At 54.1% G+C, this 23,016-nt stretch carries 20 protein-coding genes; 16 read left to right on the top strand and 4 right to left on the bottom strand.

Annotated elements, in window-relative coordinates:
• Both pta and ackA read right to left on the bottom strand, forming a co-directional pair.
• The coding region (pta, locus tag AB7E14_RS04880; protein ID WP_428169370.1) for a phosphate acetyltransferase at positions 1 to 2,112 on the bottom strand (2,112 nt) is incomplete at its 3' end.
• A gap of 74 nt (positions 2,113 to 2,186) precedes the next feature.
• Positions 2,187 to 3,389 (bottom strand): acetate kinase, encoded by a 1,203-nt coding sequence (gene ackA, locus AB7E14_RS04885; RefSeq protein ID WP_042317795.1) that lies wholly within the window; start codon positions 3,387 to 3,389, stop codon positions 2,187 to 2,189.
• Positions 3,390 to 3,727: 338 nt separating this feature from the next.
• On the opposite strand from ackA, the gene yfbV reads away from it, so the two are divergent.
• The 4 genes from yfbV (at position 3,728) to AB7E14_RS04905 (ending at position 7,340) form a co-directional block, all read left to right on the top strand.
• Positions 3,728 to 4,183: a terminus macrodomain insulation protein YfbV gene (gene yfbV, locus AB7E14_RS04890; protein WP_042317796.1), complete on the top strand. Its 456-nt coding sequence runs from the start codon at positions 3,728 to 3,730 to the stop codon at positions 4,181 to 4,183.
• A gap of 83 nt (positions 4,184 to 4,266) precedes the next feature.
• The gene (locus AB7E14_RS04895; protein WP_042290698.1) at positions 4,267 to 4,761 is read left to right on the top strand and encodes a YfbU family protein; all 495 of its coding nucleotides are present in this window, start codon (positions 4,267 to 4,269) and stop codon (positions 4,759 to 4,761) included.
• A complete protein-coding gene (locus tag AB7E14_RS04900) occupies positions 4,754 to 5,431 on the top strand; it encodes a sugar phosphatase (protein ID WP_316962471.1) in 678 nt (225 codons plus the stop codon). The genes AB7E14_RS04895 and AB7E14_RS04900 overlap by 8 nt, the downstream gene beginning before the upstream one ends.
• A gap of 76 nt (positions 5,432 to 5,507) precedes the next feature.
• The gene (locus AB7E14_RS04905; RefSeq protein ID WP_043000014.1) at positions 5,508 to 7,340 is read left to right on the top strand and encodes an SLC13 family permease; all 1,833 of its coding nucleotides are present in this window, start codon (positions 5,508 to 5,510) and stop codon (positions 7,338 to 7,340) included.
• Between the two features lie 58 nt (positions 7,341 to 7,398).
• On the opposite strand, the gene yfbR is transcribed toward AB7E14_RS04905, so the two are convergent.
• Positions 7,399 to 7,998, bottom strand: coding sequence for a 5'-deoxynucleotidase (gene yfbR / locus AB7E14_RS04910; protein ID WP_042317802.1), 600 nt, complete (start codon positions 7,996 to 7,998; stop codon positions 7,399 to 7,401).
• A 129-nt stretch (positions 7,999 to 8,127) separates the two neighbouring features.
• Entirely contained in the window at positions 8,128 to 9,345 is a 1,218-nt protein-coding gene (alaA, locus tag AB7E14_RS04915; RefSeq protein ID WP_043000016.1) for an alanine transaminase AlaA, read from the bottom strand.
• Positions 9,346 to 10,274: 929 nt separating this feature from the next.
• On the opposite strand from alaA, the gene lrhA reads away from it, so the two are divergent.
• The 12 genes from lrhA to nuoL form a co-directional block, all read left to right on the top strand.
• Positions 10,275 to 11,213, top strand: a complete 939-nt coding sequence (gene lrhA / locus AB7E14_RS04920; protein ID WP_043000017.1) for a transcriptional regulator LrhA — start codon at positions 10,275 to 10,277, stop codon at positions 11,211 to 11,213.
• Between the two features lie 629 nt (positions 11,214 to 11,842).
• Positions 11,843 to 12,286, top strand: coding sequence for an NADH-quinone oxidoreductase subunit NuoA (nuoA, locus tag AB7E14_RS04925; protein WP_042317806.1), 444 nt, complete (start codon positions 11,843 to 11,845; stop codon positions 12,284 to 12,286).
• Positions 12,287 to 12,301: 15 nt separating this feature from the next.
• On the top strand, positions 12,302 to 12,964 hold the full coding sequence (gene nuoB / locus AB7E14_RS04930; RefSeq protein WP_003028075.1) for an NADH-quinone oxidoreductase subunit NuoB: 663 nt from the start codon (positions 12,302 to 12,304) through the stop codon (positions 12,962 to 12,964).
• Between the two features lie 88 nt (positions 12,965 to 13,052).
• Positions 13,053 to 14,855 carry an NADH-quinone oxidoreductase subunit C/D gene (gene nuoC, locus AB7E14_RS04935; protein WP_428169371.1) on the top strand — a complete coding sequence of 601 codons (1,803 nt, stop codon included), beginning with the start codon at positions 13,053 to 13,055 and terminating at the stop codon, positions 14,853 to 14,855.
• Positions 14,856 to 14,857: 2 nt separating this feature from the next.
• Positions 14,858 to 15,358 carry an NADH-quinone oxidoreductase subunit NuoE gene (nuoE, locus tag AB7E14_RS04940; protein ID WP_042317807.1) on the top strand — a complete coding sequence of 167 codons (501 nt, stop codon included), beginning with the start codon at positions 14,858 to 14,860 and terminating at the stop codon, positions 15,356 to 15,358.
• Positions 15,355 to 16,692, top strand: a complete 1,338-nt coding sequence (gene nuoF / locus AB7E14_RS04945; protein WP_042317808.1) for an NADH-quinone oxidoreductase subunit NuoF — start codon at positions 15,355 to 15,357, stop codon at positions 16,690 to 16,692. The genes nuoE and nuoF overlap by 4 nt, the downstream gene beginning before the upstream one ends.
• A gap of 83 nt (positions 16,693 to 16,775) precedes the next feature.
• Complete coding sequence (gene nuoG, locus AB7E14_RS04950) at positions 16,776 to 19,502, top strand: NADH-quinone oxidoreductase subunit NuoG (protein ID WP_216081280.1); 2,727 nt, start codon at positions 16,776 to 16,778, stop codon at positions 19,500 to 19,502.
• Complete coding sequence (gene nuoH, locus AB7E14_RS04955; RefSeq protein ID WP_043000018.1) at positions 19,499 to 20,476, top strand: NADH-quinone oxidoreductase subunit NuoH; 978 nt, start codon at positions 19,499 to 19,501, stop codon at positions 20,474 to 20,476. The genes nuoG and nuoH overlap by 4 nt, the downstream gene beginning before the upstream one ends.
• A 14-nt stretch (positions 20,477 to 20,490) precedes the next feature.
• Entirely contained in the window at positions 20,491 to 21,033 is a 543-nt protein-coding gene (nuoI, locus tag AB7E14_RS04960; RefSeq protein WP_005129470.1) for an NADH-quinone oxidoreductase subunit NuoI, read from the top strand.
• Positions 21,034 to 21,044: 11 nt separating this feature from the next.
• Entirely contained in the window at positions 21,045 to 21,599 is a 555-nt protein-coding gene (gene nuoJ, locus AB7E14_RS04965) for an NADH-quinone oxidoreductase subunit J (protein ID WP_043000019.1), read from the top strand.
• The gene (nuoK, locus tag AB7E14_RS04970) at positions 21,596 to 21,898 is read left to right on the top strand and encodes an NADH-quinone oxidoreductase subunit NuoK (RefSeq protein WP_000612644.1); all 303 of its coding nucleotides are present in this window, start codon (positions 21,596 to 21,598) and stop codon (positions 21,896 to 21,898) included. Before nuoJ ends, nuoK begins: the two co-directional genes overlap by 4 nt.
• On the top strand, positions 21,895 to 23,016 hold a 1,122-nt coding region (gene nuoL, locus AB7E14_RS04975; RefSeq protein WP_428169372.1), incomplete at its 3' end, for an NADH-quinone oxidoreductase subunit L. The genes nuoK and nuoL, both read left to right, overlap by 4 nt.

Raw genomic sequence — 23,016 nt, forward strand, 5'->3', positions numbered from 1 at the left:
CAGTGCGATGGTATAGACGATATCGTCTACCAGCGCGCCACGAGACAGGTCGTTCACTGGCTTGCGCATACCCTGCAGCATCGGCCCGATGGAGATCAGGTCGGCAGAACGCTGTACCGCTTTGTAAGTGGTGTTACCGGTGTTCAGATCCGGGAAGATGAACACGGTAGCGCGACCCGCAACCGGAGAGTTCGGCGCTTTGGATTTTGCCACGTCAGCCATCACGGCGGCATCGTACTGCAGCGGACCGTCGATCATCAGGTCAGGACGTTTTTCCTGTGCAAGACGAGTTGCTTCACGCACTTTCTCAACGTCGCTACCCGCACCAGAGGTGCCGGTGGAGTAGGAGAGCATTGCGACGCGCGGTTCGATACCAAAGGCAATGGCAGAGTCGGCAGACTGGATAGCGATTTCAGCCAGCTGTTCTGCGGTCGGATCCGGGTTGATCGCGCAGTCGCCGTAAACGTAAACCTGTTCTGGCAGCAGCATGAAGAAGACGGAGGAAACCAGTGAACTGCCTGGCGCAGTTTTGATAAGCTGCAGCGGCGGACGAATGGTGTTAGCCGTGGTGTGAACAGCGCCTGATACCAGACCGTCAACTTCGTCTTGTTCCAGCATCAGCGTACCGAGCACCACGTTGTCTTCCAGCTGTTCGCGGGCAACGGTTTCGGTCATTCCTTTGCTCTTACGCAGTTCAACCAGACGCGCGACATAGCTTTCGCGAACCACTTCCGGGTCCACGATTTCGATGCCAGCGCCTAGCTCAACGCCCTGAGAGGCCGCAACGCGGTTGATCTCTTCCGGGTTACCCAGCAGTACGCAGGTTGCGATACCACGTTCAGCACAGATGGCTGCCGCTTTCACGGTACGCGGTTCGTCGCCTTCTGGCAGCACAACGCGTTTACCGGCTTTACGCGCCAGTTCGGTCAGCTGATAGCGGAAGGCTGGAGGAGACAGACGACGGCTACGCTCAGAGGTCGCGGTCAGGGACTCGATCCAGTCAGCGTTGATGTAGTTCGCCACGTATTCCTGAACTTTCTCGATGCGTGCGTGATCGTCAACCGGCACTTCCAGGTTGAAGCTCTGCAGGCTCAGAGAAGTTTGCCAGGTGTTGGTGTTCACCATGAATACCGGCAGGCCGGTAGCGAAAGCGCGTTCACACAGTTTAGAGATGCGCGCATCCATTTCGTAGCCACCGGTCAGCAGCAGGGCGCCGATTTCAACGCCATTCATCGCGGCCAGACACGCGGCAACCAGCACGTCCGGACGGTCAGCGGAGGTGACCAGCAGGGAACCGGCGCGGAAGTGTTCCAGCATGTGCGGAATGCTACGCGCACAGAAGGTGACAGACTTCACGCGACGCGTATTGATGTCGCCTTCGTTGACGATGGTGGCATTCAGGTGGCGCGCCATATCGATCGCACGGGTCGCGATCAGCTCAAAGCTCCACGGCACTGCGCCGAGAACCGGCAGTGGGCTGCTTGCGGTGAGCTGTGCCGGATCGACTTTTACGACCTGCGCTTTGGAAGAGTCGTCGAAAATCTCAGACAGATCCGGACGGGTACGACCTTGTTCATCAACCGGAGCGTTCAGTTTGTTCACGATAACGCCGGTGATGTTGGTGTTTTTTGCGCCGCCGAAGCTGCTGCGAGTCAGTTCAATACGCTCGTTCAACTGTTCCGGCGTATCGGTGCCCTGAGACATGACGAAGACGATTTCCGCGTTCAGCGTTTTAGCGATTTCGTAGTTCAGAGACTGCGCGAACTGGTGTTTACGGGTTGGGACCAGGCCTTCAACCAGTACCACTTCTGCGTCTTTGGTGTTCGCATGGTAGTTTGCGATGATCTCTTCCATCAGCACATCTTTCTGATTGCTGGACAGCAGAGACTCTACGTGGCTCATCTTCAGCGGTTCAGCTGCGGTGACAGAAGAGTTTGCACGAACGATAGCGGTGGTCTGGTCTGGCGCATCGCCACCAGCGCGTGGCTGGGCGATGGGCTTAAAGACACTCAGACGAACGCCTTTGCGTTCCATAGCACGGATGACGCCGAGGCTGACGCTGGTCAGGCCGACGCTGGTTCCGGTAGGGATCAGCATAATAATACGGGACACGGTTTATCCTCTTTCGTTACCGCCCGTTGGGCGGGTTACAAAACAGCACCGCCAGCTTAGCTGGCGGTGTGATATCAGGCAGTCAGACGGCTCGCGTCTTGCGCGATAACCAGTTCTTCGTTGGTTGGGATCACCACCGCAGGACGGGTACCTTCTTTGTTGATGAAACCAGATTTGCCGAAACGGGCAGCCAGGTTACGTTCATGATCAACTTCAAAGCCCAGCACGCCCAGTTTACCCAAGGACAGCTCGCGAACCATGGCCGCGTTCTCACCGATACCGCCGGTGAAGACAACGGCGTCCAGACGACCGTCCATCAGCGCCGTGTAGGAACCGATGTACTTCGCCAGACGGTGGCAGTAAACGTCCATTGCACGTTTCGCGTCTTCTTTGGTGGTGTAGTTGTCTTCAACATAACGGCAGTCGCTGGTCACTTCGGTCAGACCCAGCAGGCCGGATTCTTTGGTCAGCATCTTGTTGATCTGATCAACGCTCATGCCCAGCGTGTCGTGCAGGTGGAAAATGATTGCCGGGTCGATGTCACCAGAGCGGGTACCCATCACCAGACCTTCCAGCGGGGTCAGGCCCATAGAGGTATCAACACATTTACCATTGCGGATAGCAGAAACAGAACCCCCGTTGCCCAGGTGGCACGTGATGATGTTCAGCTCTTCTACCGGTTTGTTCAGCATTTTTGCCGCTTCCTGGGTAACGAAGAAGTGGCTGGTACCGTGCGCGCCATAACGACGAACGCCGTGTTCTTTGTACAGGCTGTACGGCAGGGCATAGAGGTAAGACTCTTCCGGCATGGTTTGATGGAACGCGGTGTCAAACACAGCCACGTTTTTGTCTTTCAACTGCGGGAAGGATTTCAGTGCTTCTGCAATCCCGATCAGGTGAGCCGGGTTATGCAGCGGTGCGAAAGAGGCAGAATCTTTGATGCCCTGAATAACAGAGTCATCGATAACCACGGAGCTGGTATACTTCTCGCCGCCGTGTACGATACGGTGACCGATTGCAGTCAACTGCGCAGACAGTTCTGGTTTTTGTGCCAGAATAGTATTAACGATAAAGTTCAGCGCTTCACTGTGAGCGGCGCCTGCACCTAAAGCCGCTTCTTGTTTACCGCCGTCCATTTTCCATTTGATACGTGCTTCAGGGAGATGGAAACATTCGGCTAAACCAGAAAGGTACTCTTCACCGTTAACTGCATCGATGATTGCAAATTTCAGTGAGGAGCTACCGCAGTTCAGAACCAGTACTAACTTACTCGACATGGAAGTACCTATTATTGATACGTGGCTAAAAAAACGTCAGGGAGCCATAGAGCGTAGCGCAGTGTGACGCTGACATTTATGATTAACATCATGCCAGTTGTCTTTTTTGGCATGATGGAAGAAATACCTTTGAGTCTATGCCATTTTGCGTATTTTTCAGCCAATGGCATACTATATGTAAATTTGACGACTCAATGATTTTGGACTACAGGCCTTTTACAGGCCGCTACAGGATACCCGATAGTGGGTATCAATGACAAAATGTTTTGAACGTTGTCCCGTATAGTTGTTGTTTTGCACAAATATTTGAAATTTTATATGTGAAGTTGAGGTAAGCCATGTCGACGCCGGATCATCGCTCCGTAAATTTTTTTAGCCTTTTTCGTCGGGGGCAACATTACTCAAAGACGTGGCCAATGGAAAAGCGCCTTGCACCCGTCTTTGTTGAGAACCGCGTGATTCGGATGACACGTTACGCTATTCGCTTTATGCCGCCGATCGCTATCTTTACCCTGTGCTGGCAGATAGCACTGGGCGGCCAGTTAGGGCCTGCCGTCGCCACCGCGTTGTTCGCGCTCAGCCTGCCGATGCAGGGGCTGTGGTGGTTAGGGAAGCGTTCCGTCACGCCGCTGCCGCCCTCGATCCTGAACTGGTTTTATGAAGTCAGAGGCAAATTACAGGAGGCGGGGCAAGCGCTCTCCCCGGTTGAAGGGAAGCCGGATTACCAGGCGTTAGCTGACACGCTTAAGCGTGCCTTCAAACAACTGGATAAAACTTTCCTTGATGATTTGTAATTGCCCCCTGATTACGCATATAAAAGAAGGCATATTAATGCCTTCTTTTTTTTCACCGTTGTAGAGTGATACAGGAGTCCCAAATGGAAATGACCAACGCTCAACGTCTTATTTTGTCTAATCAATACAAAATGATGACTATGCTCGATCCGACTAACGCCGAGCGTTATCGTCGTCTGCAGACGATCATTGAACGCGGTTACGGTCTGCAGATGCGCGAACTGGATCGGGAATTTGGCGAGCTGAAAGAGGAAACCTGTCGTACGGTTATCGACATCATGGAGATGTATCACGCTCTGCATGTCTCCTGGGCCAACCTGAAAGATGCGCAAAGTATTGATGAACGTCGGGTAACCTTCCTGGGCTTTGATGCCGCAACGGAAGCGCGCTATCTCGGTTATGTTCGCTTTATGGTGAATGTGGAAGGACGTTACACCCATTTTGATGCCGGCACGCACGGTTTCAACGCGCAGACCCCAATGTGGGAAAAATACCAGCGGATGTTAAGCGCGTGGCATGCCTGCCCGCGTCAGTATCATTTGAGCGCCAACGAAATCAACCAAATCATCAATGCCTGAGGAGGTGAACGTGCAATGCAAGGGCTTTCTGTTTGACCTGGATGGAACGCTGGTTGACTCGTTACCTGCTGTGGAACGTGCATGGTGTAACTGGGCCGATCGTTTTGGGCTGACGCATGACGAAGTGTTAAGTTTTGTTCATGGCAAGCAGGCGATTACCTCTTTGCGCCATTTCATGGTGGGCAAACCTGAGGCGGAAATCGCTGCGGAGTTTACGCGTCTGGAGCAAATAGAAGCGACAGAAACGGCGGGCATCACCGCGCTGCCTGGCGCGGTTGCGCTGCTTAACTATCTGAACAAGGCCGGGATCCCGTGGGCGATTGTGACATCAGGGTCGATGCCGGTTGCGCGCGCACGTCACCAGGTGGCCAACCTGCCAGCCCCGGAGGTTTTCGTGACCGCAGAGCGGGTCAAACGTGGTAAGCCGGAGCCGGATGCTTATCTGCTCGGCGCGCAACTGCTCGGTTTAGCGCCGCACGAATGTGCGGTGGTGGAGGATGCCCCTGCGGGCGTGCTCTCGGGACTGGCCGCAGGTTGCCATGTTATCGCAGTAAATGCCCCGGCGGATACGCCGCGTCTGGATGAGGTCGATTTCACCCTGACCAGCCTGGAGCAGCTTTCGGTGACCAAACAACCGAATGGTGATGTGGTTGTATTAAGAAATACCTGATCATGATTTAGCCCCGGCTTGTCGGGGCTTTTTTATGGCAGAATCATTCCATCTTCTCATCTGACAAGGATAGGTTGTGAACGGTGAATTGATCTGGGTTCTATCGCTGTTGGCGATTGCTGTGATTTTGTTTGCGACGGGCAGAGTGCGTATGGACGCGGTAGCTCTGTTTGTCATCGTAGCCTTTGTTCTCAGTGGCACACTGACCCTTACTGAGGCCTTTTCAGGATTCAGTGACCCTAATGTGGTGTTGATTGCCGCGCTGTTTATCATCGGCGACGGGCTGGTACGCACCGGCGTGGCGACCGTCATGGGCACCTGGCTGGTGAAAATGGCGGGCAGTAGCGAAATCAAAATGCTGGTCCTGCTGATGCTGACCGTTGCCGGACTGGGCGCGTTTATGAGTTCAACCGGCGTCGTTGCTATCTTTATTCCCGTGGTACTCAGCGTCTCGATGCGTATGCAAACGTCGCCGTCGCGCCTGATGATGCCGCTCAGTTTCGCCGGGCTTATCAGCGGCATGATGACGCTGGTGGCCACCCCGCCCAACCTGGTCGTTAACAGTGAATTGTTGCGCGAAGGCTATGCCGGTTTCAGCTTCTTCAGCGTCACGCCTATCGGCCTCGTCGTGCTGGTGCTGGGCATTATCTATATGCTGCTGATGCGCTTTATGCTCAAAGGCGACAATCCACAACAGCAGCGAGATAGCTGGAAACGTCGCACCTTTCGCGATCTGATCAAAGAATATCGCCTGACAGGGCGCGCGCGTCGACTGGCGATTCGTCCGGGGTCACCGATGATCGGTCAGCGCCTCGACGATCTTAAACTGCGTGAGCGCTATGGCGCCAACGTGATCGGCGTCGAACGCTGGCGGCGTTTTCGGCGGGTGATCGTAAACGTGAATGGGGTATCGGAGTTTCGCGCCCGTGACGTGTTACTGATTGACATGTCCGCCGCTGATGTCGATCTCCGTGAATTTTGTAGCGAGCAATTGCTGGAGCCAATGGTGCTGCGTGGGGAGTATTTCTCTGACCAGGCGCTGGATGTGGGAATGGCGGAAATCTCGCTGATCCCGGAATCGGAGTTGATTGGCAAGTCGGTGCGGGAAATCGGTTTTCGTACCCGCTATGGGCTGAATGTGGTTGGCCTGAAACGTGACGGCGTGGCGATCGAAGGTTCGCTTGCCGATGAGCCGCTGCTGATGGGCGATATTATCCTGGTCGTCGGTAACTGGAAACTGATCGGGATGCTGGCAAAGCAGGGGCGAGATTTTGTCGCACTGAACCTGCCAGAAGAGGTGAGCGAAGCTTCCCCGGCGCACAGCCAGGCCCCGCACGCGATTTTCTGTCTGGTGCTGATGGTTGCGCTGATGCTGACTGACGAAATTCCTAATCCCATCGCGGCGATTATTGCCTGTCTGCTGATGGGGAAATTTCGCTGTATTGATGCCGAAAGCGCCTACAAAGCCATTCACTGGCCCAGTATCATTTTGATTGTCGGCATGATGCCTTTTGCGCTGGCGCTGCAAAAAACCGGTGGTGTGGATCTGGTCGTGAAAGGATTGATGGACGTGGGCGGCGGTTATGGCCCGTACATGATGCTGGGCTGTCTGTTTGCGCTGTGCGCGACCATTGGTCTGTTTATCTCGAATACCGCGACGGCGGTATTAATGGCGCCGATTGCGTTGGCGGCGGCGAAGTCGATGGGCGTTTCTCCCTATCCCTTTGCGATGGTGATCGCGATGGCGGCCTCGGCGGCCTTTATGACGCCGGTTTCATCACCGGTCAACACGCTGGTGTTAGGACCAGGGAATTACAGCTTTAGCGATTTTATTAAGCTGGGCGTACCGTTCACCATTATCGTTATGGCGGTATGCGTGGTGATGATCCCGATGTTGTTTCCGTTTTAATGTTGTTGTGCCGCATTGCCGCATTGCCGGATGGTGCTGACGCGCATCCGGCAAATCGTTACAGCGGAGAGTCCTGGCTAATTTCATCGAGAGACAGGTGAAAACTGGGGACGAAGACTTCCATAAAGTAATCCATCTCCGGGCTGCGGCGTGACTCCAGCGTTTTTTCCAGTCGCGTCTTTGCCAGCAGGAATTCATTATTCCCTGCCGACAACTCTTCCAGACACTTCAGATACGCACACAGCGCATCGGCCTGTTTCACAATCGACTTTTCTTCTTCGCTATATGCATGCTCATCAATCAGCGGGGCAAAAATATCCCGCAGCTCATCGGGCACCATATCGACCAGTTTCTGCTGAGCGATTTTCTCAATAGCCTTATATTCCTGGGCGATTTGCGAATTGAAATATTTTACCGGCGTGGGCAGATCCCCGGTCAGCACTTCTGACGCATCGTGATACATCGCCAACAGCGCAATGCGTTCGGCATTAACCTGACCGGCAAACTTACGGTTTTTGATCGCCGCCAGCGCGTGGGCCACCATCGCGACCTGGAGACTGTGCTCAGAGACGTTTTCTGTGCGCACATTGCGCATTAAAGGCCAGCGGTTAATGAGTTTGAGGCGGGAGAGGTGGGCAAAAAAATGGCTCTGCTTCATAGTGACCTTTTCATGATGACAACCTGGAGGTCATTGTGCGCAGAGAAGGCCGCCGGATGCAAATGCTCGTCATACTTCACGTTGCAGGACAAAACACCCTGGGTGTTTTGTCCTGCAACGCATTTTGGATTAAAGCTGGTGATATCCCGACAGGAAACGTGCAAATTTGCTCAGCGACATCTCTATGTCGTCGATGCGGGGCAGGGTGACGATGCGCACGTGATCCGGCCACGGCCAGTTAAATGCCGTCCCCTGAACCAGCAGGACTTTTTCCTGTAACAGAAAATCGAGCACCATTTTCTGGTCGTCATGAATATTGAAGCGCTTCGCGTCAATTTTCGGGAACATATACAGCGCACCACGCGGCTTCACGCAGGAGACGCCCGGAATATCGTTGATCAATTCCCAGGCGCGATTGCGCTGCTCATACAGACGACCGCCGGGCATGATGAATTCACTGATACTCTGGTAACCGCCCAGCGCCGTCTGAATGGCATGCTGTGCCGGCACGTTGGCGCAAAGACGCATCGATGCCAGCATTTCCAGCCCTTCGATATAACCTTTCGCATGCTTCTTCGGCCCGTTGAGAACCATCCAGCCCTGGCGGAAACCGGCCACGCGATAGGTTTTGGACAGGCCGTTAAAGGTCACGGTCAGTAGATCCGGTGCCATTGCGGCGATGGAATGGTGCTCGGCGTCGTCATACAGGATCTTATCGTAGATCTCATCGGCAAAAATAATGAGATCATTCTGCCGCGCGATCTCGACGATCTCCATCAACAGCTCTTTGGAATAAACCGCGCCGGTCGGGTTGTTCGGGTTAATGATGACGATCCCACGGGTACGCGGCGTGATTTTGGCGCGGATGTCATCAAGGTCCGGGAACCAGTCGGATGATTCATCGCACAGGTAATGCACCGCATTGCCGCCAGAGAGCGCGACCGCCGCCGTCCACAGCGGATAATCCGGCGCGGGCACCAGCATTTCGTCCCCACTGTTCAGTAATGCCTGCATCGCCTGCACGATCAGCTCTGAAACGCCATTACCGATGTAGATATCTTCGACGGTGACGTCACGCATGCCACGCGCCTGATAGTGCTGCATGATGGCTTTACGCGCGGAATAGAGGCCTTTGGAATCGGAATAACCTTGTGCAGTAGGCAGATTACGGATGACATCCACCAGAATTTCATCGGGGGCGTCAAAGCCAAAAGGGGCGGGGTTACCAATGTTCAGTTTCAGAACCTTATTGCCTTCTTCTTCAAGGCGTTTCGCTTCCTTCAGAACAGGACCGCGGATGTCATAACAGACGTTATCTAATTTGCTGGATTTCTCAATGGGGGACATGAACCTTGACCTTTATGCTGTTATCACCACTTCCTGCCGTGGAAGTCAGTTTGGAACAATGTACTCCCCCAGCGGGGCGTTTTGAAGGCTTTGCAGAAGAAGATTTTGCTGAATGGTGATGTACTATTGTGCTGTTATTGACTGATTTTTACGGAATTTATAGAGATAAGAATAGGTTATTCAATTTTTTATAGCATGATATTGCGATTTTTACGTTCGCGGGTGGCCGATTCTCTTGTATACAAAAAGGTTCAGCGCCCGTGAAATTTCGGGGAGAATTCTGACGTCATTTAATAATTCGTAAATACTGAAAGATTAATCACTGCCCGTGTTATCGGGATGTACGGGAACCCTGGCGGTGTAAATCTAATGTTAAGCAGGATTTATGAATGACCTGGAATCTCATTAATTATTATTTAATAATTAAAAAGGCTTTACGCAAGGCGCGAATAATAGCGAGTTGATTTGAGAAACATAACAAAACTTTGCATCAGATCATTCGCATTAAAGCTTATAAATAAAAAGGTTTTAGGTTAAGATACGCATGATGAAATGACATGTGGCCGCATGATTTGTTAATATCCCGAATGGGTTTTTGTGGCTAACTTACTGCCATGTATGCTTATTTCTCGTTGATGTATGCCCGGTTCCATTCTTTACATTTACACTTTTTACATCCAGAAAATGGCAGAAATCTACATAGGCTTTAATAGGTCAGCCCGTTCTTAACGAAATAACCTGAGAGTTCGCGTAAGGTATTATTACGTAAGAAAGAGGGTAGCATTTCGCCAGTCACATGATATACCTATTTACTTTCACCTGCTGTCAGCGGGTGACTCTGCTAAGGAAGCGCATTACAAACGGAATTGCTTGATTTTGTATGCACAGCATTAACAAGCTCAGTATGAGCCGCCAGTAAGTGAAAAATTATGATAAATGCAAATCGTCCGATAATTAACCTCGACCTCGATCTGCTGAGAACATTTGTTGCTGTTGCCGATCTGAACACATTTGCAGCAGCGGCTGCAGCAGTGTGTCGTACTCAGTCTGCGGTGAGCCAACAGATGCAGCGCCTCGAACAGCTCGTGGGAAAAGAACTCTTCGCTCGTCACGGTCGTAACAAACTGTTGACTGAACACGGCATTCAGCTTTTGGGTTACGCCAGAAAAATCCTACGTTTCAATGATGAGGCCTGCTCATCATTGATGTTCAGCAATCTTCAGGGAGTATTAACTATCGGGGCTTCGGATGAATCCGCCGATACGATACTGCCTTTCCTCCTGAATCGCATTAGCTCGGTTTATCCGAAGCTTGCGCTGGATGTCAGAGTGAAGCGAAATGCCTTCATGCTCGATATGCTGAAATCGCAAGAGGTGGATCTGATCGTCACCACTAACCGTCCCGGACCGTTTGAAAGCCTGACGCTGCGTACCTCGCCGACACACTGGTATTGTGCCGCAGAGTATGTGCTGCAAAAGGGCGAACCGGTTCCGCTGGTATTGTTGGATGATCCCAGTCCGTTCCGTGATGTGGTCCTTGCCACCCTGAATGCGGCGAACATCCCCTGGCGACTGGCCTATGTGGCGTCGACATTGCCGGCCGTGCGCGCGGCGGTGAAAGCTGGTCTTGGCGTGACGGCGCGTCCGGTAGAAATGATGAGTCCGGATCTACGCGTGCTGGGGGCAGTTGACGGATTACCGCCGTTGCCGGACACCGAATACCTGCTGTGCCGTGACCCGGCCTCGAAGAACGATCTGGCGCAGGTTATCTATCAGGCGATGGATACCTGGCAGAATCCGTGGCAGTACAGCCCGATTACCCCTGAAGGGGGAGATGATTCCGTGCTGGTCCAGGGAGACTATGAGTAACGGGTCACAAAAAAAGCATTAAAAAGGGCAAGTGTAAAAAAGAGCCACTGGAGATTAAAAAACATCCAGTGGTTCTTTTTTTGTACTAATATCCTTAACGGGCAGGAGGAAAAAGGTAAAAATCCTCATAAATCAGCGAGTAGACGTTGCGATTAAAAAATGCGTAAAAAAGAAGCGAAATTCGCAGGTCAACCCTCTCATGTTAAAAAACGAGAGAAATTGTTGCTGTTTTTTGAGGTGGATTAACAAAAGCGTGTCACAGATCAAGAAAATACTCCCTTTTAGGGGAAGGCTTTTGGATCAATTCCTGTCAAAATAGGCGCGTTTTTTTCTACTTACTTCACAACGGACACGATTCAACAACATCCCCATTTAGCCTGTGAATCGATCGACACGGTGCTAAAGCGCATTAAATGTTAAGGGTGTTGTTGTCATGTAAATTAATGTGAGGAAACTTTTGTTAAAGTTGACAAAAGGTTATAGAAAGGAGTAAAAAACCCCATCAATTGGCTGTCTAAAACATTTTCTGCAGCGATTGTAAGGTTTTTTTTATTCCTCCCCATGAATCGATGTGGCGTTCATCTGCCGAAAAGAGCAGAGAATTTGGCGCTACTTTTGATGAGTAAGCAATGAGTATGTCAACATCCACTGAAGTCATCGCTCATCACTGGGCATTCGCTATCTTTCTTATTGTTGCTATTGGCCTGTGCTGCCTGATGCTTATCGGCGGTTGGTTTTTAGGCGGTCGCGCACGCGCGAGGTCAAAAAACACCCCGTTTGAATCAGGTATCGACTCGGTCGGCACCGCCCGCTTACGCCTGTCTGCCAAGTTTTATCTGGTAGCCATGTTCTTCGTTATCTTCGACGTTGAAGCGCTGTATCTGTTCGCATGGTCGACCTCTATCCGCGAAAGCGGTTGGGTAGGCTTTGTCGAAGCTGCAATTTTTATTTTTGTGTTACTGGCAGGTCTGGTTTATCTGGTGCGTATTGGCGCGCTGGACTGGACGCCCGCGCGTTCACGCCGCGAGCGTATGAACCCGGAAACGAACAGTATCGCTAATCGTCAACGCTAACCGCGAGGCATTAAGATGGATTATACGCTCACCCGCATAGATCCTAACGGTGAGAACGACCGTTACCCCCTGCAAAAACAGGAGATCGTAACCGACCCCCTGGAACAGGAAGTTAACAAAAACGTGTTCATGGGCAAACTCCATGACATGGTTAACTGGGGTCGCAAAAACTCAATCTGGCCTTATAACTTCGGCCTTTCCTGCTGCTACGTAGAGATGGTGACCTCGTTCACCGCCGTGCATGACGTGGCGCGCTTTGGCGCGGAAGTCCTGCGTGCTTCACCACGTCAGGCTGACTTGATGGTGGTAGCGGGGACCTGCTTTACCAAAATGGCGCCGGTCATTCAGCGTCTTTACGATCAGATGCTGGAGCCGAAATGGGTCATTTCCATGGGCGCATGTGCCAACTCCGGCGGTATGTACGATATTTATTCGGTAGTGCAGGGCGTTGATAAGTTTATCCCTGTGGATGTTTACATCCCGGGTTGCCCGCCGCGTCCGGAAGCGTACATGCAGGCGTTAATGCTGTTGCAGGATTCCATTGGCAAAGAACGTCGTCCGCTCTCCTGGGTGGTTGGCGATCAGGGCGTTTATCGCGCCAACATGCAGTCAGAGCGCGAGCGTAAACGCGGCGAACGCATTGCAGTAACGAATCTGCGTACACCAGACGAGATTTAATTTGCGCCTGTCGGCAGCAGCATTTTCTTCGCCCATCACTACATAAATTCAGCGAAGCTCTGTCGACAGTCACCACGGACCATTTGCAATGGTGAACAATATGACCGACTTAACCGCGCAAGATGCCGCATGGCAAACACGGGATCACCTTGATGACCCGGTCATCGGCGAACTGCGCAACCGTTTTGGGCCGGATGCCTTTACCGTTCAGGCGACTCGCACCGGGGTACCCGTTGTTTGGGTCAAGCGTGAACAATTACTGGAAGTGGGCGATTTCTTAAAGAGATTGCCGAAACCTTACGTCATGCTGTTTGACTTACACGGCATGGACGAACGTCTGCGCACACACCGCGAAGGGTTACCCGCCGCGGATTTTTCCGTTTTCTACCACCTGATTTCCATTGAACGCAATCGCGATATCATGCTCAAGGTGGCCTTGTCTGAAAACGACCTGCGTGTACCGACCTTCACCAAACTGTTCCCGAATGCTAACTGGTATGAGCGTGAAACCTGGGACATGTTTGGTATTGAATTTGACGGACACCCGCACCTAACGCGTCTGTTGATGCCGCCAACCTGGAAAGGCCATCCGCTACGTAAAGACTACCCGGCGCGTGCTACCGAATTCGATCCGTTTGAGCTGACCAAAGCGAAGCAGGATCTGGAAATGGAAGCGCTGACCTTCAAACCGGAAGACTGGGGCATGCAGCGTGGTACCGAAAACGAGGACTTTATGTTCCTCAACCTCGGTCCGAACCACCCGTCTTCACACGGTGCATTCCGTATTGTTCTTCAGCTTGATGGCGAAGAGATTGTCGACTGTGTGCCTGACATCGGTTACCACCACCGTGGTGCTGAAAAGATGGGCGAACGTCAGTCCTGGCACAGCTACATTCCGTATACCGACCGTATCGAATACCTCGGCGGCTGCGTCAACGAGATGCCGTACGTGCTGGCAGTGGAAAAACTGGCGGGCATTACCGTACCGGATCGCGTTAACGTTATCCGCGTGATGCTCTCCGAGCTGTTCCGCATTAACAGCCATCTGCTGTATATCTCGACCTTTATTCAGGACGTCGGCGCCATGACGCCGGTCTTCTTTGCCTTTACCGACCGCCAGAAAATCTACGACATCGTAGAAGCGGTCACCGGCTACCGTATGCACCCGGCCTGGTTCCGTATTGGCGGCGTGGCGCATGACCTGCCGCGCGGCTGGGACAAACTGCTGCGTGAATTCCTCGACTGGATGCCGAAGCGTCTGGCGTCTTACGAGAAAGCCGCACTGCAAAACACCATTCTGAAAGGGCGTTCGCAGGGCGTTGCCGCTTACGGTAAGAAAGAAGCGCTGGACTGGGGCTGCACCGGTGCGGCGCTGCGTGCGACCGGTATTGATTTCGACGTGCGTAAAGCACGCCCTTACTCTGGCTACGAAAACTTTGACTTTGAAGTGCCGGTTGGCGGCGGGGTTTCCGACTGCTACACCCGCGTAATGCTGAAAGTGGAAGAGCTGCGCCAGAGTCTGCGCATCCTTGAGCAGTGCCTCAACAACATGCCGGAAGGCCCGTTTAAAGCGGATCACCCGTTGACGACGCCGCCGCCGAAAGAGCGCACGCTGCAACATATCGAAACCCTGATCACCCACTTCCTGCAAGTGTCGTGGGGCCCGGTTATGCCGGCGAATGAGTCCTTCCAGATGGTGGAAGCGACCAAGGGTATCAACAGTTACTACCTGACCAGCGATGGCAGCACCATGAGTTATCGTACCCGTATTCGTACCCCGAGCTACGCGCATTTGCAGCAGATCCCGGTGGCAGTACGTGGCAGCCTGGTGTCCGACTTGATCGTCCATCTGGGTAGTATCGATTTTGTTATGTCAGATGTGGACCGCTAATTATGCACGAGAATCAACAACCACAAACCGAGGCTTTTGAGCTGAGTGCGGCAGAGCGTGAAGCCATTGAGCACGAGAAGCACCACTACGAAGACCCGCGTGCGGCGTCCATTGAAGCGCTGAAAATCGTTCAGAAGCAGCGTGGCTGGGTGCCGGACGGTGCGATCCACGCGATCGCCGATGTGCTGGGGATCCCGGCAAGCGATGTCGAAGGTGTTGCGACGTTTTACAGTCAGATCTTCCGCCAGCCGGTGGGTCGCCACGTGATCCGCTATTGCGACAGCGTGGTGTGCCATATCAACGGTTACCAGGGGATTCAGGCTGCGCTGGAGAAAAAGCTCAACATCAAGCCGGGGCAGACGACCTTCGACGGTCGCTTTACGCTGCTGCCGACCTGTTGCCTTGGGAACTGCGACAAAGGGCCGAACATGATGATCGATGAAGATACTCACGCTCACCTGACCCCGGAAGGCATTCCTGAACTGCTGGAGCGGTATAAATGAAAGACATTATCCGTACTCCCGAAACGCATCCGCTGACCTGGCGTCTGCGTGATGACAAACAGCCTGTGTGGCTGGACGAATACCGTAGCAAGAACGGCTACGAAGGTGCGCGTAAGGCGCTGACTGGTCTGTCCCCGGACGAAATCGTCAACCAGGTCAAAGACGCTGGCCTGAAAGGGCGCGGCGGCGCAGGCTTTTCCACCGGTCTGAAGTGGAGTCTGATGCCAAAAGACGAATCCATGAACATCCGCTACCTGCTGTGTAACGCCGATGAAATGGAGCCGGGCACCTATAAAGACCGTTTGCTGATGGAACAGCTGCCGCACCTGCTGGTGGAAGGCATGCTGATCTCCGCGTTTGCGCTGAAAGCGTACCGGGGCTACATCTTCCTGCGCGGTGAATATATTGAAGCGGCTGTGCATCTGCGCCGTGCGATTGCGGAAGCGACCGAAGCCGGTCTGCTCGGCAAAAACATCATGGGCACCGGTTTTGATTTCGAACTGTTTGTTCACACCGGGGCAGGGCGCTACATCTGCGGTGAAGAAACGGCGCTGATCAACTCCCTTGAAGGCCGTCGCGCTAACCCGCGTTCGAAGCCGCCGTTCCCGGCGACCTCCGGCGCATGGGGTAAACCGACCTGCGTCAACAACGTGGAAACGTTGTGTAACGTTCCGGCGATCCTCGCCAACGGCGTGGAGTGGTACCAGAACATTTCGAAGAGCAAAGATGCTGGCACCAAGCTGATGGGCTTCTCGGGTCGCGTGAAGAATCCGGGACTGTGGGAACTGCCGTTCGGTACCACTGCACGTGAGATCCTCGAAGATTACGCGGGCGGCATGCGCGATGGACTGAAGTTCAAAGCCTGGCAGCCTGGCGGCGCGGGAACTGACTTCCTGACCGAAGCGCACCTCGATCTGCCAATGGAATTTGAGAGCATTGGTAAAGCAGGCAGCCGTCTGGGTACCGCACTGGCAATGGCGGTTGACCATGAGATAGGTATGGTGCCGCTGGTGCGTAACCTGGAAGAGTTCTTTGCTCGTGAATCCTGCGGATGGTGTACGCCATGTCGTGACGGCCTGCCGTGGAGCGTCAAAATTCTGCGTGCGCTGGAGCGTGGCGAAGGCCAGCCTGGGGATATCGAGACACTTGAGCAACTGTGTCGTTTCCTCGGCCCGGGTAAAACCTTCTGTGCACACGCACCGGGCGCGGTTGAGCCGCTACAGAGCGCCATTAAATATTTCCGCGAAGAATTCGAAGCTGGCATTAAGCAGTCGTTCAGCAATACCCACGCGATTGGTGGTATTCAGCCGAACCTGCTGAAAGAGCGCTGGTGATTACAGGCCTCTGAGCCTGTATCGCGATATGAATTTCGATTAACGCTTAGTCTCTGACTAAGCCAACTGGAAGCATGCTGACTATGGCTACGATTCATGTAGACGGCAAAGAATATGAGGTCAACGGAGCGGACAACCTGCTGGAAGCTTGTCTGTCTCTCGGCCTTGATATTCCGTACTTTTGCTGGCATCCGGCGCTGGGAAGCGTTGGTGCTTGCCGCCAGTGTGCGGTGAAGCAATACCAAAACGCGGAAGACACGCGTGGTCGCCTGGTGATGTCTTGTATGACACCGGCAACCGAAGGCACGTTTATTTCGATTGACGACGAAGAAGCGAAACAGTTCCGCGAAAGCGTGGTGGAGTGGTTGATGACCAACCACCCACACGACTGTCCGGTCTGTGAAGAGGGCGGTAACTGCCACCTTCAGGATATGACCGTGATGACCGGCCACAGTTTCCGTCGCTATCGTTTCACCAAACGTACTCACCGCAACCAGGACCTGGGGCCGTTCATCTCTCATGAAATGAACCGCTGCATCGCCTGTTATCGCTGTGTGCGTTACTACAAAGATTATGCAGACGGCCAGGATCTGGGCGTGTATGGCGCGCACGATAACGTCTACTTCGGACGTCCGGAAGACGGTACCCTGGAGAGTGAATTCTCCGGTAACCTGGTGGAAATCTGCCCGACCGGCGTATTCACCGATAAAACGCATTCCGAACGCTATAACCGTAAATGGGACATGCAGTTTGCGCCGAGCATCTGCCAACAATGTTCCATCGGCTGTAACATCAGCCCGGGTGAGCGTTACGGCGAACTGCGCCGTATCGAAAACCGTTATAACGGGACCGTTAACCACTACTTCCTCTGCGACCGCGGTCGTTTTGGCTATGGTTATGTGAACCTGAAAGACCGTCCGCGTCAACCTGTACAGCGTCGTGGCGATGACCTGATCACCCTCAACGCCGAACAGGCAATGCAGGGCGCGGCAGATATTCTGCGTCAGTCGAAGAAAGTGATTGGCATCGGCTCACCGCGCGCCAGCGTTGAGAGCAACTTCGCGTTGCGTGAACTGGTCGGGGTGGAAAACTTCTATACCGGGATTGCACAATCCGAGCAGGAACGTCTGCAACTGGCACTGAAGGTGCTACGTGAAGGCGGTGTGCATACCCCTGCGCTGCGTGATATTGAATCTTACGATGCGGTACTGGTGCTGGGCGAAGACATCACTCAGACCGGCGCTCGCGTTGCGCTGGCCGTGCGTCAGGCGGTGAAAGGCAAGGCACGCGAAATGGCGGCAGCCCAGAAAGTGGCTGACTGGCAGATTGCGGCGATCCTCAACATCGGCCAACGCGCGAAGCACCCGCTGTTCGTGACCAATGTGGATAACACCCGTCTGGATGATATCGCGGCCTGGACCTACCGTGCGCCGGTTGAAGATCAGGCGCGTTTAGGCTTCGCGATTGCCCATGCGCTGGACAACAATGCGCCAGCCGTTGACGGCATCAGCAGTGACCTGCAAAACAAAATCGACGTGATCGTCCAGGCGCTGGCCGGGGCGAAAAAACCGCTGATCATTTCCGGTACCAACGCCGGTAGCGCAGAAGTGATTCAGGCGGCTGCCAACGTGGCGAAAGCGCTGAAAGGTCGCGGTGCGGACGTCGGCATCACGATGATTACCCGTTCGGTTAACAGTATGGGCCTGGGCATTATGGGCGGTGGTTCGCTCGACGATGCGCTGACCGAACTGGAAACCGGCCGTGCTGACGCGGTGGTCGTGCTGGAAAACGATCTGCATCGTCATGCGTCGGCAACGCGCGTGAATGCTGCGCTGGCAAAAGCGCCGCTGGTGATGGTGGTTGACCATCAGCGTACGGCGATCATGGAAAACGCCCATCTGGTGCTTTCCGCCGCCAGCTTTGCCGAAAGCGACGGCACGGTCATCAACAACGAAGGCCGTGCTCAGCGTTTCTTCCAGGTTTACGATCCGGCGTACTACGACAGCAATACCATCATGCTGGAAAGCTGGCGCTGGTTGCATTCACTGCACAGCACCGTACAGAACCGCGAAGTGGACTGGACGCAGCTTGACCACGTGATCGACGCGGTCGTCGCCGCGATGCCTGAACTGGCCGGTATTAAAGATGCTGCGCCGGATGCCACCTTCCGCATTCGTGGACAAAAACTGGCGCGTGAGCCGCACCGTTACAGTGGTCGTACGGCGATGCGCGCGAACATCAGCGTCCATGAACCGCGTCAGCCGCAGGACAAAGACACGATGTTTGCCTTCTCAATGGAAGGGAACAACCAGCCGTCTGCGCCGCGTTCACAGATTCCATTTGCCTGGGCGCCGGGCTGGAACTCTCCACAGGCGTGGAACAAGTTCCAGGATGAAGTGGGCGGGAAACTGCGCCATGGCGATCCGGGTGTGCGTCTGATTGAAGCCTCAGAGGGCAGTCTGGATTACTTCACGACGGTTCCTGCAAGCTTCCAGGCCCAGGACGGTCAGTGGCGTATCGCGCCGTACTACCATCTGTTTGGTAGCGATGAACTGTCTCAGCGTGCGCCGGTCTTCCAGAGCCGCATGCCGCAACCGTACATCAAACTCAACCCGGCCGATGCCGCGAAGTTGGGCGTGAATGCCGGTACCCGCGTCTCCTTTAGCTACGATGGCAATACGGTCACGCTGCCGGTTGAAATCGCCGAAGGGCTGACGGCAGGGCAGGTTGGCTTGCCGATGGGGATGCCGGGCATTGCCCCTGTTCTGGCGGGTGCGCGTCTTGAGGATCTGCAGGAGGCACAACAATGAGTTGGATTACACCGGATCTGATCGAAATCCTGCTGACCATCCTCAAAGCGGTGGTGATTCTGCTGGTGGTGGTCACCTGCGGGGCATTCATGAGCTTTGGCGAACGTCGTCTGCTGGGTCTGTTCCAGAACCGTTACGGACCGAACCGTGTAGGCTGGGGCGGTTCGCTCCAGCTGGTTGCGGACATGATCAAGATGTTCTTTAAAGAAGACTGGATCCCGAAATTCTCGGATCGCGTCATCTTTACCCTTGCGCCAATGATCGCCTTTACCTCGCTGCTGCTGGCGTTTGCCATCGTGCCGGTGAGTCCGGGTTGGGTGGTCGCGGATCTGAACATCGGGATCTTGTTCTTCCTGATGATGGCGGGTCTGGCGGTGTATGCGGTGCTGTTCGCCGGTTGGTCGAGCAACAACAAATACTCGCTGTTGGGTGCGATGCGTGCGTCTGCGCAGACGCTCAGCTACGAAGTGTTCCTCGGCCTTTCCCTGATGGGCGTGGTGGCGCAGGCCGGTTCCTTTAACATGACCGACATCGTCAACAGCCAGGCTGATATCTGGAATGTTATTCCGCAGTTCTTTGGTTTTGTCACCTTCGCTATCGCGGGCGTGGCGGTGTGTCACCGTCATCCGTTTGACCAGCCGGAAGCCGAGCAGGAACTGGCCGATGGTTACCACATTGAATACTCCGGGATGAAATTCGGTCTGTTCTTTGTGGGCGAGTACATCGGTATCGTCACCATTTCTGCGCTGATGGTTACCCTGTTCTTCGGTGGCTGGCAGGGCCCGTTCTTACCGCCATTCATCTGGTTCGCGATTAAAACCGCGTTCTTCATGATGATGTTCATTTTGATTCGTGCGTCGTTACCGCGTCCTCGTTATGACCAGGTAATGTCCTTCGGCTGGAAAATCTGCCTGCCGCTGACGCTCATCAACTTGCTGGTAACGGCGGCTGTCATTCTCTGGCAGGCGCAATAAGGGGCACAAAGACCATGACCTTAAAAGAATTGTTAGTAGGCTTCGGCACCCAGGTACGCAGTATCTGGATGATCGGCCTGCATGCGTTCGCCAAACGCGAAACGCAGATGTACCCGGAAGAGCCGGTCTATCTACCGCCCCGTTTTCGTGGTCGCATTGTGCTGACGCGCGACCCGGACGGCGAGGAGCGCTGCGTTGCCTGTAACCTGTGTGCGGTAGCGTGTCCGGTAGGCTGTATCTCTCTGCAAAAAGCAGAGACCAAAGATGGTCGCTGGTATCCGGAGTTTTTCCGCATTAACTTCTCACGCTGCATTTTCTGCGGTCTGTGCGAAGAAGCCTGTCCAACAACCGCGATTCAGCTTACGCCAGATTTCGAACTGGGTGAGTACAAGCGCCAGGATCTGGTTTACGAGAAAGAGGATCTGCTGATCTCCGGTCCGGGCAAATACCCGGAATATAACTTCTACCGGATGGCAGGTATGGCAATCGACGGCAAAGATAAGGGCGAAGCAGAGAACGAAGCCAAGCCTATCGACGTCAAGAGCCTGTTACCGTAAGGAGAGGGGCAATGGAGTTCGCTTTTTATATCTGTGGCCTGGTCGCCATTCTCGCAACCTTGCGGGTGATCACCCATACCAATCCGGTGCACGCACTGCTGTACCTGATTATTTCGCTGCTGGCGATTTCCGGGGTGTTCTTCTCGCTGGGCGCTTACTTCGCGGGTGCGCTGGAAATCATCGTTTACGCGGGCGCCATTATGGTGCTGTTCGTGTTTGTGGTGATGATGCTCAACCTGGGCGGTTCTGAAATCGAACAGGAACGTCAGTGGCTGAAGCCGCAGGTGTGGATTGGCCCGGCAATTCTGTCGGCTATCATGCTGGTGGTGATTGTTTACGCCATTCTGGGGGTTAACGATCAGGGTATCGACGGTACGCCAATCAGCGCGAAAGCGGTAGGTATTACCCTGTTCGGGCCTTACGTACTGGCGGTTGAACTGGCATCCATGCTGCTGCTGGCAGGTCTGGTTGTTGCCTTCCACGTTGGACGCGAAGAGCGTTCAGGTGAAGTGCTGAGCAACCGTAAAGACGATAGCGCGAAAAGAAAAACGGAGGAGCACGCATGATCCCCTTACAACATGGACTGATCCTCGCTGCGATTTTATTCGTTCTGGGTTTAACCGGTCTGGTTATCCGCCGCAATCTGCTGTTTATGCTGATTGGCCTGGAAATCATGATCAACGCTTCCGCGCTGGCCTTTGTGGTTGCCGGTAGCTACTGGGGCCAGACCGATGGTCAGGTGATGTATATTCTCGCCATCAGCCTTGCGGCTGCCGAAGCGAGTATAGGGCTTGCGCTGTTGCTGCAACTTCATCGCCGTCGCCAGAACCTGAACATCGATTCAGTAAGTGAGATGCGTGGATGAACATGCTTGCCTTAACCATCATTCTGCCATTGATTGGCTTTGTCCTGCTGGCGTTCTCTCGCGGACGCTGGTCAGAAAATCTCTCCGCAACCGTGGGCGTAGGCTCCATTGGTCTGGCGGCGCTGGTCACTGCCTTTGTCGGGATGGACTTCTTCGCCAACGGCAAGCAGGCGTTCAGCCAGCCGCTGTGGACGTGGATGTCTGTCGGTAACTTCAACATTAGTTTCAACCTGGTACTGGACGGCCTGTCGCTGACCATGCTGTCGGTTGTCACCGGTGTCGGTTTCCTGATCCACATGTTCGCCTCCTGGTACATGCGCGGTGAAGAGGGCTACTCCCGCTTCTTCGCTTACACGAACCTGTTTATCGCCAGCATGGTTGTTCTGGTGCTGTCCGATAACCTGCTGTTGATGTACCTCGGCTGGGAAGGCGTGGGCCTGTGCTCTTACCTGCTGATCGGTTTCTATTACACCGATCCGAAGAATGGCGCTGCGGCGATGAAAGCGTTCGTCGTGACCCGTGTGGGTGACGTGTTCCTCGCGTTCGCACTGTTCATTCTGTACAACGAGCTGGGTACCCTGAACTTCCGTGAAATGGTTGAACTGGCGCCAGCACACTTCGCCGCAGGCAACAATATGCTGACGTGGGCGACGCTAATGCTGCTGGGTGGTGCTGTGGGTAAATCGGCACAGCTGCCGTTGCAGACATGGCTGGCTGACGCGATGGCGGGCCCGACGCCTGTCTCCGCGCTGATCCACGCCGCAACGATGGTGACCGCTGGTGTTTACCTGATTGCCCGTACGCATGGCCTGTTCCTGATGACCCCGGAAATTCTGCATCTGGTCGGTATCGTGGGTGCGGTGACGCTGGTGATGGCAGGTTTTGCCGCACTGGTGCAAACCGACATCAAGCGCGTACTCGCCTATTCCACCATGAGCCAGATCGGTTACATGTTCCTGGCGCTGGGCGTTCAGGCATGGGATGCGGCGATTTTCCACCTGATGACGCACGCCTTCTTTAAAGCACTGCTGTTCCTGGCGTCCGGTTCCGTCATTCTGGCCTGCCATCACGAACAGAACATCTTCAAGATGGGTGGCCTGCGTAAGTCCATTCCGCTG

Origin of the sequence: Citrobacter sp. (assembly GCF_050252275.1) — a bacterium.
Classification (GTDB): Bacteria; Pseudomonadota; Gammaproteobacteria; order Enterobacterales; family Enterobacteriaceae; genus Citrobacter_A; species Citrobacter_A amalonaticus.